The sequence below is a fragment of the Methylobacterium iners genome, from assembly GCF_022179305.1.
Lineage (GTDB): Bacteria > Pseudomonadota > Alphaproteobacteria > Rhizobiales > Beijerinckiaceae > Methylobacterium > Methylobacterium iners.
This window is the reverse complement of the sequence record NZ_BPQP01000047.1, coordinates 1-16,811: the sequence shown is the minus strand read 5'-3', so window position 1 is coordinate 16,811 and position 16,811 is coordinate 1. Positions and strand designations below refer to the sequence as shown.

At 69.5% G+C, this 16,811-nt stretch carries 14 protein-coding genes and 1 tRNA gene; 6 read left to right on the top strand and 9 right to left on the bottom strand.

Annotated elements, in window-relative coordinates:
• Positions 1 to 85 precede the first annotated feature (85 nt).
• Both MFF55_RS15130 and MFF55_RS15125 read left to right on the top strand, forming a co-directional pair.
• Positions 86 to 162: transfer RNA gene (locus MFF55_RS15130), tRNA-Pro, on the top strand.
• A 27-nt stretch (positions 163 to 189) separates the two neighbouring features.
• Entirely contained in the window at positions 190 to 501 is a 312-nt protein-coding gene (locus MFF55_RS15125) for an ETC complex I subunit (protein WP_238244936.1), read from the top strand.
• Between the two features lie 7 nt (positions 502 to 508).
• Here MFF55_RS15125 and MFF55_RS15120 read toward each other — a convergent pair whose 3' ends face one another.
• On the bottom strand, positions 509 to 973 hold the full coding sequence (locus MFF55_RS15120; protein ID WP_238244935.1) for a nucleoside deaminase: 465 nt from the start codon (positions 971 to 973) through the stop codon (positions 509 to 511).
• Between the two features lie 67 nt (positions 974 to 1,040).
• Positions 1,041 to 2,108, bottom strand: a complete 1,068-nt coding sequence (locus MFF55_RS15115; RefSeq protein ID WP_238244934.1) for a spore photoproduct lyase family protein — start codon at positions 2,106 to 2,108, stop codon at positions 1,041 to 1,043.
• 134 nt (positions 2,109 to 2,242) lie between these two features.
• Here MFF55_RS15115 and MFF55_RS15110 point away from each other — a divergent pair, with 134 nt between their 5' ends.
• From MFF55_RS15110 to dksA, 3 genes are all read left to right on the top strand, one after another.
• Positions 2,243 to 3,616: an MBOAT family O-acyltransferase gene (locus MFF55_RS15110; protein WP_238244933.1), complete on the top strand. Its 1,374-nt coding sequence runs from the start codon at positions 2,243 to 2,245 to the stop codon at positions 3,614 to 3,616.
• Positions 3,582 to 4,619, top strand: coding sequence for a hypothetical protein (locus MFF55_RS15105; RefSeq protein WP_238244932.1), 1,038 nt, complete (start codon positions 3,582 to 3,584; stop codon positions 4,617 to 4,619). The genes MFF55_RS15110 and MFF55_RS15105 overlap by 35 nt, the downstream gene beginning before the upstream one ends.
• A gap of 170 nt (positions 4,620 to 4,789) precedes the next feature.
• Positions 4,790 to 5,209, top strand: a complete 420-nt coding sequence (gene dksA, locus MFF55_RS15100) for an RNA polymerase-binding protein DksA (RefSeq protein ID WP_238244931.1) — start codon at positions 4,790 to 4,792, stop codon at positions 5,207 to 5,209.
• Between the two features lie 49 nt (positions 5,210 to 5,258).
• Here the strand turns inward: dksA and MFF55_RS15095 are convergent, their stop codons facing one another.
• Positions 5,259 to 7,910, bottom strand: coding sequence for an MMPL family transporter (locus tag MFF55_RS15095; protein WP_238244930.1), 2,652 nt, complete (start codon positions 7,908 to 7,910; stop codon positions 5,259 to 5,261).
• 517 nt (positions 7,911 to 8,427) lie between these two features.
• Between MFF55_RS15095 and hpnH the strand changes: the two genes are divergently transcribed.
• The gene (hpnH, locus tag MFF55_RS15090; protein WP_238244929.1) at positions 8,428 to 9,591 is read left to right on the top strand and encodes an adenosyl-hopene transferase HpnH; all 1,164 of its coding nucleotides are present in this window, start codon (positions 8,428 to 8,430) and stop codon (positions 9,589 to 9,591) included.
• A 192-nt stretch (positions 9,592 to 9,783) separates the two neighbouring features.
• Here the strand turns inward: hpnH and MFF55_RS15085 are convergent, their stop codons facing one another.
• From MFF55_RS15085 to hpnA, 6 genes are read right to left on the bottom strand one after another with little or no spacing between them, the layout of a single operon-like run.
• Positions 9,784 to 10,485 (bottom strand): phosphorylase family protein, encoded by a 702-nt coding sequence (locus MFF55_RS15085; protein ID WP_238244928.1) that lies wholly within the window; start codon positions 10,483 to 10,485, stop codon positions 9,784 to 9,786.
• Positions 10,486 to 10,501: 16 nt separating this feature from the next.
• A complete protein-coding gene (shc, locus tag MFF55_RS15080) occupies positions 10,502 to 12,499 on the bottom strand; it encodes a squalene--hopene cyclase (protein WP_238244966.1) in 1,998 nt (665 codons plus the stop codon).
• A gap of 40 nt (positions 12,500 to 12,539) precedes the next feature.
• Complete coding sequence (gene hpnE / locus MFF55_RS15075) at positions 12,540 to 13,823, bottom strand: hydroxysqualene dehydroxylase HpnE (protein WP_238244927.1); 1,284 nt, start codon at positions 13,821 to 13,823, stop codon at positions 12,540 to 12,542.
• Positions 13,823 to 14,677, bottom strand: a complete 855-nt coding sequence (gene hpnD, locus MFF55_RS15070; RefSeq protein WP_238244926.1) for a presqualene diphosphate synthase HpnD — start codon at positions 14,675 to 14,677, stop codon at positions 13,823 to 13,825. Before hpnD ends, hpnE begins: the two co-directional genes overlap by 1 nt.
• Positions 14,674 to 15,588, bottom strand: coding sequence for a squalene synthase HpnC (gene hpnC, locus MFF55_RS15065; protein ID WP_238244925.1), 915 nt, complete (start codon positions 15,586 to 15,588; stop codon positions 14,674 to 14,676). The genes hpnD and hpnC overlap by 4 nt, the downstream gene beginning before the upstream one ends.
• Positions 15,585 to 16,610 carry a hopanoid-associated sugar epimerase gene (gene hpnA, locus MFF55_RS15060; protein WP_238244924.1) on the bottom strand — a complete coding sequence of 342 codons (1,026 nt, stop codon included), beginning with the start codon at positions 16,608 to 16,610 and terminating at the stop codon, positions 15,585 to 15,587. The genes hpnC and hpnA overlap by 4 nt, the downstream gene beginning before the upstream one ends.
• Positions 16,611 to 16,811 lie beyond the last annotated feature (201 nt).

Here is a 16,811-nt window from a genome sequence, read left to right as displayed (position 1 = left end):
TAGCGGAGACCACGCCGCTAGCCCAGGGCTATCGGTCGCTGGCGCTTGCCGCAGGGGGCCGGAAACCGTATGTCCCTGGGCATGTCGGGGTGTAGCGCAGCCTGGTAGCGCATCTGGTTTGGGACCAGAGGGTCGTAGGTTCGAATCCTATCGCCCCGACCATTTCTGGACGTCCGAGGATCCGGGACCGTGACGAGCGCGCGCATCTACCAGCCGTCGAAGGACCCGTCGCAATCGGGGCTCGCCCGCACCAAGAACTGGATGCTGGAGTTCGACGCCACCACGCCGCGCGAAAAAGACCCGCTGATGGGCTGGACCGGCTCGTCCGACATGCTCCAGCAGGTCAAGCTGGAATTCGAGACGAAGGAAGAGGCGGTGGCCTACGCGACGCGCGCCGGCCTGACCTACCGGGTCGAGGAGCCGCAGAAGCCGATCCTGCGGAAGGGCCTGTCCTACTCGGACAATTTCAAGTTCAACCGCACGGCGCCCTGGACCCACTGACGCCGCCTCAGGCTCCGTCCTGCCGGGCCTTCCAGGCCGCGAAGGGATTCGCCTCGTCTCGGACCGGCAGGTGCCGCACCTGCATCGGCTGTTCGTCGAGAGGCAGGCAGAGCTCCGCGTAGATCCCGGCGCCGAGGAGTCCGTAGGTCTCGGCCTCCTCTGCCGTGTAGGCAAAGTAGGCCGTCTTGATGCCGGAGAGCCGCATGGCGGCGTGGCACATCGGACAGGGCCGGCCGCTGGCATAGACGACGCAATCCTCGAGCTTGGATCCCCCGAGGCTCCGGCTCGCAGCGCGTATCGCCACCATCTCGGCGTGGTCGGTCGGGTCCTTCGTCGCGTGGGTGGTGTTGGCGGCCCGTGCGAGGACCTTCCCGTCGCGGACGATCACGGCGCCGTAGGGCCGGCCGCCGGCCGCGACGTTGTCGCGGGCGAGCGCCACGGCCTCGCGGAGGTAGGTGTCGTGCTGGTCCATGGGGATTTCGCTCCGGCGATCGCGCGGCGGCAACGCAGGATCGGTGCCGCCGGTTCGGCGCTCGGCTTCAGAAGGCGTAGCGCACCGTGCAATAGGGCATCCGCTCGGCGAGCAGCGCCTTGAACCGGGCGAGCCAACGCCCCTTCCAGCCGCTGCGGTAGCGCAGGTTGGCGCCGCCGCCCTCCGAGCGCTTCGCCTCCTGGATGTCGGGCCGCCAGAGCAGGTCCTCGGCCTTCGGGTGCCAGCCCAGATTGACCTCGTGGAGGTCGGCATTGTGGGTCAGCATGATGATCTCGGCCTTGAGCTGCGCTTTCGCCGCCGGGCCGATCCGGTTGTCCACCTGCGCGAAGAGCTCCGCCCAATCCGCCTCCCAGCCCTCGTAGAGGATGACAGGGGAGTAGTTCAGGTGGACCTCGTAGCCGGCCGCCACGAAGTCGTCGATGGCGGCGATCCGCTCGGAGATCGGCGAGGTCCGCACGTCGACGACCCGGGCGATGCGCTCGGGCATCAGCGAGAACCGGATGCGGGTCTTCCCCCGCGGCTCGTAGGCGAGGAGGTCGCGGTTCACCGCCTTCGTGGCGAAGGAGCCCTTGGCGTTGGGCAGGTCCCGGAACAGCGCGACGAGGTCCCGGACGTTATCGCAGAGCATGGCGTCGACCGAGAGGTCCCCGTTCTCGCCGATGTCGTAGACCCAGCGCTCCGGATCGATGGTGTCGGGTTCCGGCAGCGGCCCCTGGCGCTCGGCATGGCGCCGGATGGCAGCGCAGACCGTGTCGACGTTCACGAACAGGGAGATCGGGTTGGCGAAGCCTTTCCGACGGGGCACGTAGCAATAGGCGCAGGCCATGGCGCAGCCGTTCGAGGTCGAGGGCGCGATGAAATGGGCGCTGCGCCCGTTCGGCCGCATGGCGAGGCCCTTCTTGACCCCGAGCACCAGGGTCGAGCGCTTGATCCGGACCCAATCCTCCACCGCACCGGCATTGCCGTGCAGGGTCGGGATGTTCCAGTGCGAGGGCACGAGGATGCGCTCGGCTTGCGGAAAGCGGTCGAGGATGGCCCGACCGCGGGGAAAATCCGGGACCGCCGCCTCGTGGTAGATCGTGCGGATGTCGACGAGGTCGCGCGGCAGGGCCATGGGCCGTGATACCGCCGGGGCGTTGCGCCGTCACGACGCGCCGTTGACGCCCCTCTCCCGATCCCCGACAAGGCGGCCGCAGGACATCTCAGGAGGCGCGGTGGCGCGCCGATCACGGCGCCCGATCCCGTCCGATGCTCTTCAACTCTCTCGTCTTCCTCCTGGGCTTCCTTCCGGCCGCGCTTGTCCTGCACGCGCTGGTGGAGCGCTACCGGCCGGAATGGCGCCTGCCCGTCCTCCTGGCCCTGTCCTTCGTGTTCTACGGCTGGTGGGACATCCGCTTCGTCCCCCTGCTCGCTGCATCGATCGTCCTGAACTGGCTCGCGGCGGGGCTGTTCCTCCGGACGCGGGCCGCGCTCCTGATCCCGCTCGCCATCGGCCTGAACCTGCTGGTCCTCGCCGCCTACAAGTACCTCAATTTCTTCGCCGACCTCGCCAACCTGATCCCGGGCGCCAGCCTGCCCCACGCCGACATCGTGCTGCCGCTCGGCATCTCCTTCTTCACCTTCCACCACGTCATGTACCTGACCGACCTGAGGGTGGGGCGGGCGCCGCCCTACGACCTCGTCCGCTACGGGCTCTACATCGCCTTCTTCCCGCAGGTTCTCGCCGGCCCCCTCGTGCGCTGGAGCGAGATCATGCACCAGTTCGAGGAGCGGCCGTATCTCCGCTCGGATGCGGCCGAGCGGATCGGGCGCGGCCTGATGCTGCTCTGCGTCGGCCTCGCCAAGAAGGTGCTGATCGGCGATCCGCTGAGCGTCACGGTCAACCCGGTCTTCCAGGCCGCGGCCGAGGGCAAGGTCGTGACGATGGTCGAGGCCTGGCAGGCGACGCTGGGCTTCACCTTCCAGATCTATTTCGATTTTTCGGGCTACACCGACATGGCGCTCGGCATCGCGCTCCTGTTCGGCGTGGTGCTGCCGCAGAACTTCGACGCGCCCTACCGCGCCGCGAGCCTGCGCGACTTCTGGCGGCGCTGGCACATGACGCTGTCGCGCTTCCTGCGCGACTACCTCTACATCCCTCTGGGCGGGAACCGGCGCGGGCTCGCCCTTCAGGTAGCAGCCCTGTTCGCGACGATGACGCTGGGCGGCCTCTGGCACGGGGCCGGGCTCACCTTCGTCGCCTGGGGCGCCGCGCACGGGCTCGGCCTCGGCGCCGGCCTGCTCTGGCGCCGGGCGGGATGGCCGATGCCGGCGATGCTCGGCTGGATGCTGACCTTCGGCTTCGTGATGCTGACCTGGGTGTTCTTCCGGGCCACGAGCTTCGAGGCGGCGCTCGCCATCTTCAAGGGCCTGTTCGGCTTGGCGCCCGTCGGATCGGGCTTCCGCTGGCGCACCATCGCGCTCGCCGCAGCCATCGCGATCCTCGGGCCCACCGCTTGGGAGGCGGTGCGGCGATTGCCGCCGAGCCGGCTCGTCGCGGTGCTGTTTGCAACCCTGTTCGTGGTGCTCCTCCTCAAGATCGGGGACGATGCGAACTACGACTTCATCTATTTCCAGTTCTGACGCCGTGGGCACCCCCTGGAGCGGCTTCGCCAAGGTCTTCCTCGGCACGGCGGCCGGCCTTCTCGCCGGCTACCTCGCGCTCGCCTACGCGGTCGACCCCTACGACAGCGGCCGCTCCGGGCTGTTTCCCGCCTCCGGCCTGCGCCCGCAGGGCCCCCGCACGGCAGCGGCGAGCCGCGGGCGCGACCCGGCCTATCAGGGCGCGATCTTCGGCAACTCGCACATCCAGCTCCTTGAGCCGGGGCGCCTTGCCCAAGCCACCGGCATCCCCTTCGTCCAGCTCTCGGTGCCGGCCACGGGACCGGGCGAGCAGCTCGTCCTCCTCGACTGGTACCTCCGCCACCATCCCGCGCCCCGCGCCCTGGTCGTGGCCGCCGACGAGTACTGGTGCACGAACGACCCGGCCCTGCCGAACGCCAAGTCCTTCCCCTTCTGGCTGTTCTCCGACAGCCCGCCCGCCTACCTGCGCGGCCTGCTCCGCTTCTCGGTGGCCGAGGAGGTAGTCAACCGGTTCGGCTGGGTGTTCAGGCCCGGAGCCGAACGGGCACGCGCCGACGGCTGGTGGGATTACGAGCCCGATTACCTGAAGCTCGGCTACGAGGACGATCCGCGCTTCGCGGTAAAGCGCGAGGTTCCGGCGCCGGATCACCCGGAGCCGGGCAGGGCAGGGCCTGCCTTCCCCGCAGCTCAGCGCCTCGCCGAAACCTTGAGACGGGTACCGGCCGAGACGGCGCTGGTGCTCGTCTTCCCGCCCGTCTACGCCGCCGGCCTGCCGAGGCCCGGCACCCCAAGGGCCGCGGCCGACGAGGCCTGCAAGGCGGCGGTCGCAGGGGCTGTCCGAAGTCACGGCGCGAGCGCGGTGGTCGATTGGCGCCGCCCGCGCCCGGAGCTCGGCGACCCGAGCCAGTTCTTCGATCAGAGTCATTACCGCCACCCGATCGCCCGCGCGCTCGCCGACGCGATCGCCGAGGCGATCCGCGACGCGGGAGCCGGGCGCCGCTGAGCGGGGGGCTTCAGCCCCTGCATCCGTTGCGTGTTTGTCGCATCACGCCCGCCTTTCCTGAGGACGTGCGGTTTGAGGCGACGCGGCGCGTTGTGGCGGGAACCCAGCTCGACTATAGGCACGCCAAACATCGCCGCAGACCGGCCGCGACGGGATGGCGAGGGGTAAGCATGGCGAAGGTAACGATCGAGGACGGATACGTACCGACCGAGAACGAGCCGTTCATGAATGAGCGGCAGCGCGAGTATTTCCGGCGCAAGCTGCTGGGCTGGAAGAACGACATCCTGCGCGAGGCACAGGACACCCTGGTCGCCCTCCAGAGCGAGAACGAGAACCACCCCGACCTCGCCGATCGGGCCTCGTCCGAGACCGACCGGGCGATCGAGCTCCGGGCCCGCGACCGGCAGCGCAAGCTCACCGGCAAGATCGACGCGGCGCTCGCCCGGCTCGAGGACGGTTCCTACGGCTATTGCGAGGAAACGGGCGAGCCGATCTCGCTCAAGCGCCTCGACGCGAGGCCGATCGCCACGCTGTCCCTGGAGGCGCAGGAGCGCCACGAGCGGCGCGAGCGGGTGTATCGGGACGATTGAGCCGCACCGAAACCCACCCCCTTATGCGGGGAGGGTTCTTACGCGACGCTCACTTCACCGCAGCAGGTTCGGACGCCCGCACCACCTTTGCCGACGGTGACGACGAGACCTCGTTTGGGCGCTCCTCGTCCTTGCGCTTCGGCGGCGGCCCCAGGAAGGCGGGGACCACGAAGAAGGCCGCCACCAGCGTGAAGAACAGCGACAGGGCGAGCAGCTTTCCCATGCTCGCGGTGCCCGGATGGCTCGACAGGACGAGCGAGCCGAAGGCAGTGCCCGTGGTCAGTGCCGAGAAGAAGATCGCCCGGGTCAGGCTCGAGGCCAGCATGTCCACCACGCCGGCGCGCCAGGCGATCACGTAGTAGATGTGGAAGGCCACGCCGACGGCGAGCATCAGCGGCATCGCGATGATGTTGGCGAAGTTCAGCGGCATGCCGACGAGGTACAGCGCCATCAGCGTCCAGAGCGTGGCGAGCACCAGGGGACCGAGCGTCATCGCCACGTCCCAGGGTTTGCGCAGGGCCACCGACAGGATGATGAAGATGAGCACCAGGGCCGTCACCGCCGCCTGAACGAAGGCGCCGAGGATCGTGTAGCTCGACGAGGTCGTGGCCACCGGCGCGCCGGTGGCGCGGGGCGCAACGCTCTGGACCTCCTTGGCGAAGTTGCGCAGCACCTCGTTGTCGTTGGCATCGCCCGTCGGATGAACCTCGATCCGCGCGCGTCCGTCCGTGGCGATCCACTCGGCCTTGAGCCGCGGCGGCAGGTTGTCGAGGGTGATCTTCTGCGGGTTCAGCAATCCGCCAAGCCGCGCGATCAGGGCCTTGAGGTCCGTCGTCAACGCCACCGTGGCGGCTTCGCGGGTCGCCGGAGGCGCGGCGGCGAGCTTGTCGAGGGTGGTGGCGAGGCTGGCCGCCGCCTTCGCGCCGGACGCATCGCCACCGCCGATCCCGCGCAGCGCGCCCACCGTGTCCTTGATCGCCTTGACCACGTCGGCATCGCTCGGCGGCGGCGGCTTACGCGCCGGGTTGAGCGCCGGGCCGAGGAGCTGCGCCGTGTCCTGAATGGTCGCGAGCTTGGCGTCCTGGTCCGGAGGGACGAAGGTGTTGATGTCGATGACGCGGGCGACGGAGGGCAGGGCGCGCAGCTTCGCCGCGAGCGCCGGCACGGCGTCGACGGAGGGGGCGATCACGTCGATCAGGTTCGGGCTGGTCTCCGGGTCCTTGATCAGGTCGAGATAGGTCGCGATCGATTCCACCTTCGGGCTGCGCAGGTGCATCGGATTGGAATCGAAGGGCAGCTTGAACAGGAACGGGATGCCAGCGACCGTGATCAGGCCGACGCCGATGAGCACCCATTTGCGGTGCTCGATGATCCAGTGGTCGACGCCCGCCATCCAAGTGGTCTCGACGGCCTGCTTCTCGCCCGCCGGCTTGAACACGGCGATGAGCGCCGGCAGCAGGGTCAGCGAGAACAGGTAGGCGATGATCATGCCGACGCCGGCGATGAGGCCGAGCTCGGAGACGCCGCGGAAGGCGGTGGGCAGGAAGGCGAAAAACCCGGCGAGCAGCGAGACGGCGGCGAGGGTCAACGACCAGCCGACGCCGCGCGCGGCGGCGCGGATCGCGGAGGGAAGATCCGGCTGCTCGAAGCGGTCGGCCCGGTAGCGGACCGCGAACTGGATGCCGAAATCGATGCCCAGCCCCACGAATAGGGCGGCGAAGGCCACCGAGATCGGGTTGAGCTCGCCGACCATCACCAGGCCGAGCGCCGCGGTCACGATCAATCCCGAGAAGGTCGTGATCATGACGGCCACGACCAGCGGCGCCGAGCGCAGCGCCAGCCACAGGAACAGCACGATCGCGCCGACGGTGACGGCGTTGTTGAGGAGGGCGTCGTCGGCCAGCGTCGCGAACTCGTCGTCGGCGACCGCGACGGGACCGGTGAGCCGCATGCGCAGGTCGTGCTCGGGCGCGATCTTGAGGTCGGCGGCGACCTTGCGCAGGAGCGCCGTCGCCTCGGCGCCGGGCTGAAGGGCGTTGTAGTCGAGCACGGGCTGGATCATCACGAACTTGCGCAGCTCGGTGCCCTCGGCCTTACCGCCGGAGAGCAGGAGCTGCCAGGACATCCGGGCCGGCTTGCCGGCGAGCACGGTCTGGACCGTCTCGTCGATCCGGGTCATCGGACCCTCGAGGTCCTCGAGCTTGGCGTCGCCGCTCTTGATGCCCTTCGCCCCGAGCCCCAGCACGCGCATGATCCCGCGCAGCGTCGGGTCCGCGGCGAGCGGCCCGAGCAGGCCCTGCTGCTGGACGAGCTGCTCGGTCGTCTTCGTCAGCTGCTCCTGCGACATCAGCAGGAAGCCGTTCTTGTCGTAGAAGGGACCGCCGTCGGGCCGGTAGACCGTCTCGATGAGGTCCTTGTGGCCGGCGAGCGCCTTGGCGAGGCCGGCGGCCGCCTCCTCGGCGAGTTCGGGCGTCTTGCCATCGATGACCGCGACGATCGTGTTCGTCCGCTGCGGGAAGGCCTTCTCGTAGGCGATCTCGTCCTGCCGCCACGGCACGTCCTTGTCGATCAGCCGCTCGACATCCGTGTTGATCCGGAACAGATGGGCGGCGAGCCCCGCGCTGGCGACGGTGAGCGCCGCCACGACGAGGATGACGAGCCAGCGACGCTGGACGGAAAACGCGACGAGACGTTCGATCACGAGTACCCTGCCTGCTGAGTGGTCAGACCCCGAAACGCGCTTGGACCGGCGCTTCCGCCCGCCCGCCGGCAGAGCCGGTTAACATCAGACGCGTCGAACGCCGAGTCGCGCTGCGTGGCCGACCCATGCCGACACGCACGGGATCGCTCCGCATGGGTCCAGCCATCCAATCGGGATTGCGCGCTCAGTACCGGTCCGTGCCCCCGAATGCAACGCAGCCGCGATCCGCGGGCCAGCGGCGCCGAAGTGCGATTGCGCACCGCACCAGAACGGCGGGCCGCGCGATCCGTTCCACGGTGCCGGCATCACGTCCAGTGCAGGCGCCGAAACCCGGTGACGTGATCCGGGGCGATGGCAGCGCTTGCCTGTGGCGGGATTACGTCATGCGCCTAAACACTGGTGATGGTCCCCTGCGCGGGCTTCGCGCAGGGCTGACATCCCTTTAGCTTACTGGAATTCGCCACTTTTCCGCGCTAAGCAGCCCGTCAAATCAAGGCAAGAACAAAGGAGCCGCGTTTTGGGCATTCCCCTTCGGTACGTCGCGAAGATTGGCGGCTACATCCTCAAGCAGCACCTCACCGGCCGCAAGCGCTATCCGCTCGTGATGATGATGGAGCCGCTGTTCCGCTGCAATCTCGCCTGCGCCGGCTGCGGGAAGATCGACTATCCCGACGAGATCCTCAACAAGCGCCTACCCGTCGCGGATGCCCTCGAATCCGTGCGCGAGTGCGGTGCACCCGTCGTGGTGATCGCCGGCGGCGAGCCGCTTCTCCACAAGGATCTTCCTCAGATCGTCGAGGGCATCATCGCGCAGAAGAAGTTCGCGATTGTCTGCACCAACGCGCTGCTCCTCGAGAAGAAGATCAAGGAGTACCGCCCGAGCCCGTACTTCACCTGGTCGATCCACCTCGACGGCGACAAGGAGATGCACGACCAGTCGGTCTGCCAGCGGGGCGTCTACGACAAGGCCGTGGCCGCGATCGCCAAGGCCAAGGAGATGGGCTTCCGGGTCACCATCAACTGCACCTTCTTCAACAATTCCTCGGCCGACAAGATCGCCGACTTCTTCGACAGCGTGACGAAGATGGGCATCGACGGCATCACCGTCTCGCCCGGCTACGCCTACGAGCGCGCCCCCGACCAGCAGCACTTTCTCAACCGCAAGGCGACCAAGGACCTGTTCCGGGGCGTCTTCCGGCACGGCAAGGAGAAGGGCCGCGAGAAGTGGACCTTCCAGCAATCCGGCCTGTTCCTCGACTTCCTGGCCGGCAACCAGACCTATCATTGCACCCCCTGGGGCAACCCGACCCGCACCGTCTTCGGCTGGCAGAAGCCGTGCTACCTCCTCGGCGAGGGCTACGCCGCGACCTTCAAGGAGCTGATGGAGGAGACGGATTGGGACGCCTACGGCACTGGCAACTACGAGAAGTGCGCCGACTGCATGGTGCATTCGGGCTACGAGGCCTCCTCGGTGGTCGATTCCGTGAAGAAGCCTTGGAAGCCCATCGTCCACGCCATCCGCGGCATCAGGACCGAGGGCGACATGGCCCCCGAGGTGAGCCTGGAAAACCAGCGCCCGGCCGAGTTCGTTTTCTCGCGCAACGTCGCGCAGCAGCTCTCGGTGATCAAGGCCTCGGGCGCCGACACCAAGGCGGAAGCGCGGAAGCGCACGGCGGCCTGAACTGAGCCGCTGTCGGTTTGAAAAGCCCGCCGCGGGAGAACGCGGCGGGCTTTTTCTTTTCGGCTATGCTGTCGCTGGAGGTTGGCGAGTGGTGGAGCCCCCTAGAAGACCGACCTCCAGACCTTCCACAAGAGCGAAGGAGAGCCTGGCGGGCCACCCGCTCCGATGACCTGAGCCGGTCGTCGGGCACGGCTAGGCGGATAAAACCCCAAGATTGGACCCGAGGCTTTGCCGGCATCGGGTCAGCGTTCCGAAGGCTGCTGACGAGTCGCGCGCAAGCCGGACGAGCTCGCGGACGCCGGCGCGACGGGCGATCACGGCGGCGAGCACGCCGACGACGTCGGGATCGCCATTCGGCTTGAGCGCCGTCGCCACGAAGGCCGGCAGGGCACGGCTCGCGGGATCGCAGACCGCGCGGATGGCGGCGAAGGGCAAGCCGTGTCGATCGGCGAAGGCCGCCGCCACGTGGGACTCCATGTCGACGGCCGCGGCCCCCGTCCGTGCGCGAAGTGCCGCTTTGCCCGCGACGCTGAGGACCGCCTGATCGACCCCCGCGAGGTCCGCCGAGACGGGCTGCACGCTCGATCGGGCCAGCATACCCTGAATACGCGCCGTCATCGTCGGGTCGGTGCCGAAGCGCCGATCGTCTGCGACGATGCCGGATGCGACGACTAAGTCTCCGGCTGCGAGGCTGGCATCGAGCCCCCCTGCGATCCCGAAGCTGATGACCCCACGGAGACCGGCGGACGGCCGCTCGGCCAGCGCCGCACGCAGCCGCCGCGGATCGCCGCCGGTTCCGAGCACGGCAATTCCGGGGCCCGCTGCCAGCCGAGCCTCCTTGGAGAGCCCGACCACGGCGAGGACGAGTGCCGCCTCGTCCGGCTCTCGCCTCATCGGCGAGCCCGCCCGCTCACATCCCGAACGCCACGTTCCGCGCGTTGCTCCGCTTGAGGTTGCGGAAGCGCGCCATCGCCCAGAGCGGGAAGAACTTCGGGTAGCCGTGGTAGCGCAGGTAGAACACCCGCGGGAACCCGGTCGCGGTGTAGCGCTCCTCGGCCCAGAAGCCGTCCGCCCCCTGCGTACGCGTCAGATAGTTGATGCCGCGCGTCACGGCCGGGTCGTCGCAGGCTCCGGCCGCCATGAGCGCGAGCAGCGCCCAGGCCGTCTGCGAAGCCGTCGAGTAGCCGGGCTCGAAGGCCGGGTCGATCTTGTAGGACGAGGCGTCCTCGCCCCAGCCGCCATCCGGGTTTTGGATGCGGATGAGCCAGGAGACCGCGCGGCGGATCTCCGGCGAGGCGTGGTCATGTCCGGCCGCGTTGAGCGCGCACAGCACCGACCAGGTGCCGTAGATGAAGTTCATGCCCCAGCGGCCGTACCAGCTGCCGTCCTCTTCCTGATCGGCGAGGAGGTAGGCGACGCCGCGATCGAGGGCCTTCGAGCTCGCGCGGGTCTCGCCGAGCTGCGCCAGCATCGAGACGACGCGGGCGGTGACGTCGGCCGTCGGCGGGTCGAGGAGCGCACCGTGATCCGAGAACGGAATCGAATTGAGGTAATGGTGGTTGTTGTCGGCATCGAACGCCGCCCAGCCGCCATCCTTGCTCTGCAGGCCCTCGACCCATTCCCGGGCGCGGGCGATCGCCGCGCCGTAATCGGGCATGCCCGCGACGAGGCCGTGCTGGCGCATGGCCCGGTCCATGGCCATCACCACCACGGCGGTGTCGTCGAGGTCGGGGAAATGCGGGTTGGCGTATTGGAAGGCCCAGCCGCCCGGCCGTACGTTCGGCTTGGCGGCCGCCCAATCGCCCTTGATGTCGAGGACCTGGAGGGGGCGCAGCCAGTCGAGGCCGCGGCGGGCCTGATGCTCGGCCTCGCCGCCGCCGGCCTCGAGCAGGGCGTGGCTCGCCAGCGCCGTGTCCCAGACCGGCGAGAGGCAGGGCTGCACGTAGGCCTCGTGCTCCTTGACGACCACGAGCTTCTCGATGGCCTCGCAGGCGATCCGCACCTGCGGGTGATCGGCCGGATAGCCGAGCACCTCGTACATGAGCACGGAATTGACCATGGCCGGGAAGATCGCGCCGAGGCCGTCCTCACCGTTGAGGCGCTCGCTCACCCAGGCCACCGCCTTGTCGATCGCGCGCTGCCGGCGCTTCTTGGGGAAGTAGTCCTGCGTCTTCTGGAGGATGCGGTCGATGCCCCCGAAGATCGGCGTCCAGGGCCAGGTCGCGTGGGGGCTGCCCGGCCAGGTCTGGACGTGCTCGGGCGGCGTCACGAACAGCTCGGAGATGCCGATGCCGAGGGGATTTCTGGCGCGGGGCTTCTTCGCCTGCAGGACGAACAGGGGCACCATCACGCAGCGTGCCCAGTAGGACACCTTGTCGAGGTGGAAGGGGAACCAGCGCGGGAGATGCATGATCTCCACCGGCATCACGGGGACCGCGCGCCACGGCACCTCGCCGAACAGGGCGAGCAGGAAGCGCGTGAAGACGTTGGAATTGGCCGCCCCGCCCCGGGACAGGATCGCCTCGCGGGCCCGGCGCATGTGCGGGGCCTCGACCCCGTCGCCGATCAGCTTCAGGGCGAAATAGGCCTTCACGCTGGCGCTGATGTCGAAGGGGCCGTCATGCACCAGCGCCCAGCCGCCGTGCTTGCCCTGCGTGCGGCGCAGGTAATTGCCGATCTTGGGCGCGAGACCGTCCGGGATCGGGGTGGCGCGGAAGTTGTGGAACAGGATGTACTCGGACGGGATCGTCGCATCCGCCTCGAGCTCGAAACAGAGATGCCCGTCGCCATGCGCCAGCGCCGTCAGCGCTCCGGTCGCCCGCTGGACGCCGCGCTCGACGTCGTCGAGGGAAATTTCCTGAGTCTTCGGGCGCTGCAGCGCCTCGACCTTCTTGAAAGCCTCTCGCATCATCCTCGCCTCGTCAGCCGCCTCATGCAGCCGAAATCCGTCACGCCGCGCCGCGCGTCTGTGCCGACGCACACGATCCTCCGCGGAGAAGCGCGTGCGCAGCGGTCGTCCCTGAGCGGATCGCTCCCTCGATCGTCGATGGCAGTCCGGTCGCGGTCCAGTCGCCTGCCAGGACGAGGTTCTCGTGCGACGTCACGGCGCTCGCACGCCGTGCCGCCTCGGCGGGCGTTGCCGCGAAGGTCGCCCGCTTCTCCTTGACGATCTGCCAGCTGGGCAGTTCCGGTGCAAGTCCCGTCAAAGTCGAGAGTTCCGCCCAGATCTGCCGACTTAAGTCTTCCCTGGGAACATCGAGCAGCCGATCGGCGCCGCTGATCGTGACGGACAGACGATCGGGATAGGCAAATAGCCACTCCGTCAGCCCGTTCACCACGCCGAGCAGAAGCGGCGCGCCGTCCGGTGGTCGGATCGCGTAGTGAGCATTGACGATCGAGCGGTAGTCCCGCGGCGCCGAGAGGCCGGGAACGAGGTCCGCGGCGACCCAGGGGGGCAGAGCCAGGACGACGGCATCGTCGACGCCGAGGTCGATGCTCTCGTCGCCAAAGGCCAGGCTGCTGATCCGGTCCTCGCCGAAGCCGAGCGCCCGCAGGCGCCGCCCGAAGCGAAGGGAGGCGCCCTGGGCCTGGAGCCAGGCGACCGCAGGGTCGACGAAGGCGGCCGACAGGCCGTTCACGGCCACGAGCGGGCGGCAGGCCTGCCCCCCGGCGCCCAGGGTCTCGCGCAGGATCGTGGCGGCGAGGCGGGCGTCGCTCTCCTTCGGATCGGTGTTGAGGGCCGCAAGCAGGACGGGATGCCAGAGGCGCTCGTAGAGCGCGCCGGCGCAATCCATGCTCTCGCCGATGGTGCGCCCGGCGCCGGCCCGCAGGATGCCGAGCGGCGCGAGGTAGTCCCGGGCCCGGCTGCCCGGCACGCGGCGGGAGGGGGTGAGCACCCACCAGGGCACGCGGCCGGCATTGGGGCGCAGCCGCCAGCGCTCGCCGCTCTTGAGGTCGGCGAAATCGAAGACGGCCTCCTCCGGCCCGCTCAGCGCGTCGGCGGGCGCGCCGATCGTGCGCATGAAGTCGAGCGCGGAGCGGTTGCCCGACAGGAGCAGGTGGTTGCCGTTGTCGATGGTCAGGCCGAGCGTCGGATCGTAGTAGGAGCGGCAGCGCCCGCCCGCCTGCTTGGCGGCCTCGTGCACGACGACGCGCGCGCCGCCCGCAACCAGCGATACGGCGGCCGAGAGGCCGGCGAGGCCGGCGCCGACGACGTGAACCGTTCCCGCCATCAGACGATCCCGTGCCGGAGCGCGACGGCGACGAGGGCGAGCTTGCCGGGCTTCACCCGGGCGCGCGGCGGCGCCCAGCCGCGCTTGACGAGCGCGTCGAGGTAGAGCCGATAGGCCGCGGCCATCAGGCGGGGCGCCTTGGTCGCCCGGCGCGGGCTCCGGCCGATGATGTCCCAGGTCGCCCGGTAATGGGCCTCGGCCTCAGCGGCCAAGCCTTCGCAGACTTCGCCGATCCGCGGGTGCTGGATCGCTTCTGCCGGCGTGGGATCATCGAGGCCGATCGCCGCGAGCTTTTCCCGCGGAAGGTAGAGACGGCCGCGCTCGGCATCCTCGTCGATGTCGCGCAGGATGTTGGTGAGCTGAAGCGCCCGGCCCTCGTGGTGGGCGAGCCGAATGCCGAGCGCGTCGGGCATCCCGAAAATGCGCACGGAGAGCCGGCCGACGGCGCTGGCGACGCGGTCGCAATAGAGGTCGAGGGTCGCCTCGTCCGGTGCGACGATGTCCTCGAAGGCATCCATCGCCATGCCGTCGATGACGGCCTGGAAATCCTCGCGCAGGAGGCCGTAGCGCCGGACCGGCTCGGCGAGCGGCTGGACCCGCGCGGGCGGCCGACCCGCATAGAGTGCGTCGATCTCCGCCCGCCAGCGGTCCAGTTCGGCCGCGCGGATTTCGGCGGGTCCGCCGTCGTCGGCGACGTCGTCCACCGATCGGCAGAAGGCGTAGACCGCGTACATCGCCTCGCGGCGCTCCCGCGGCAGCAGCCGCATGGCGGTGTAGAAGGAGGAGCCGGCCGCCGGCAGGGCCGGGGCCTCGGCCCCGACCGCCTCGGGGTAGGGCGTCGCGGTGGCGCTCACGGGCGAACTCCCGGGCCTGCCATGCGCAGGGCGTGCGCGCGCAGGATCTTCTCGCGGAAGGGTCGGCGGAGGAGGGTCGTCGTGACCCCGCAGAGTGCCGTGAGCGCGAAGGCGGCCTTGCCGTGGTGGACCTTCTCGCTCAGAGGGTCGCGGCTGGTCAGACCCTTGGTCAGGACGACGGCGAGGCGGTGGATGGCCGCGATCTCCAGGCTGAGGCGGGTGTCGCGGATTAGGTCGGGCAGCACGGCCCCCTCGTCGAGGAGCCCCAGCGTGCGCTCGGCGAGCTCCCGGATGACTGCGCGCAAGGCTGGGGAGGCCTTGGCCGCGCCGAGCGCCTCGATCCGGACCCCGTGCCGGTCCAGGCTCTCCTGCGGGATGTAGACCCGGTCGAGGCTGCGGAAATCCTTCCCGCAATCCTGAAGGTGGTTGAGGATCTGCAGGGCCGCGCAGATCGCGTCGGAGGGTCCCCACACCACGGCAGGATCCTCGCCGTGGACGTCGAGGACGTAGCGGCCGACCGGCATCGCGGAGAGCCGGCAATATCCAATGAGATCGTCCCAGGTCGCGTAGCGGCTCTTGCGGGCATCCATCCGGAAGGCGTCGAGGAGTTCGAGCGCGTGGCGCGGCGGCAGGCCACGGGCGGCGAGCTCCGCCTTCAGGGGCTCGGCCTCGGGGTCCGATGGCCCCTGGCCGGTGAGCGCATCGGCCAGCCGGTCGAGGAGCACGATCTTCCGCTCGGGCGAGAGCTCGGCGTGGTCGGCCACGTCGTCGCCCGCCCGCACGAAGTGGTAGAAGGCGAGGATCGCGGGGCGGTGGCGCGGGTGGATCAGGTGGGACGCGACGGGGAAGTTCTCGTCGTGATGGCCCTTGCCCGACCGCGCCTCGGCGGGGCTGCTGAGGCTCGCGCTCATCGCAGGGCTCCCGATTGCCGGAACCAGGCGAGGGCGTCGGACAGGCCCTCGCGATAGGGCCGGGCCGTGTAGCCGAGCTCGGCCCGCGCCTTGGCGTCGGAGAAGAACATCCGGTAGCGCGACATCCTGATGCCGTCGATCGTTGCGAAGGGCGCCTTGCCGGTCAGCCGCGCCATCTGCTCGGAGATATAGGCGATCGGGTAGACGGCGGCGCGGGGCAGCTTCACGGTCGGGGCCTTGCGCCCGACCATGCCGGCGATGTCGGCGAGCATCTGGGACAGGAGCACGTTCTCGCCGCCCAAGATGTAGCGCTCGCCGGTCCGGCCCCGGCGCAGGGCCGCGAGATGCCCGGCGGCCACGTCGTCCACGTGGGCGAGGTTCAGCCCCGTATCGACGAAGGCCGGCATCCGACCGAGCGCCGCCTCCAGGATGATGCGGCCGGTCGGCGTCGGCTTCACGTCGCGCGGGCCGATCGGCGTCGAGGGGTTCACAATCACCACCGGCAGGCCGTTGCGGGCGGCCATCTCCTCGACCACGCGCTCCGCGACGACCTTGCTGCGCTTGTAGGCGCCGATCGCGGTACCGGGCGTCAGCGGGCGGGTTTCGTCGGCCGGCGTCCCGTCGTCGTGCGGCTTGATGGTGGCGACGCTCGACGTATAGACGACGCGCTCGAGTCCAGCCCGCAGCGCCTCTTCCATGAGGATGAGTGTGCCGTCGCGGTTCGTGCGGACGATGTCCTCCGGGTCGGGCGCCCAGAGCCGGTAATCGGCCGCCGCGTGGATCAGGTAGCGCTGGCCCTCGAGGGCGGCGGCGACGCCGGCCCGGTCGCGCATGTCGGCCTCGACCGTCTCGACGTCGTTCCAGACCAGGTTCGTGCGCGGGCTCGAGGCGCGAACCATGATGCGGACGGGAAAGCCCGCGTTCCGAAAGACATCCACCAGCGCGGCGCCCAGGAATCCGCTGGCGCCGGTGATCAGCACCGGGCCGGCATCGGACGGGCCTGGAGGGGTCGCGTCGGGCATCTCGCTCGTATCGTCATGGGGAAGGGCGCGCGGCTGAGGCGCCGGGCGTCCCGTCGCGGCCGCTTCTGTCATCGAAACGCCTGCGGAACAAGGTTTTGGCCGTCCTGCGCCCGATGCGACCGGGCGCAGGACTGGCGGGCATCGCCCTTAAGCGAGCCGCAATCGGCCGGGCCGGCCGTCCTTCCGTTCGGGCAATGTGGT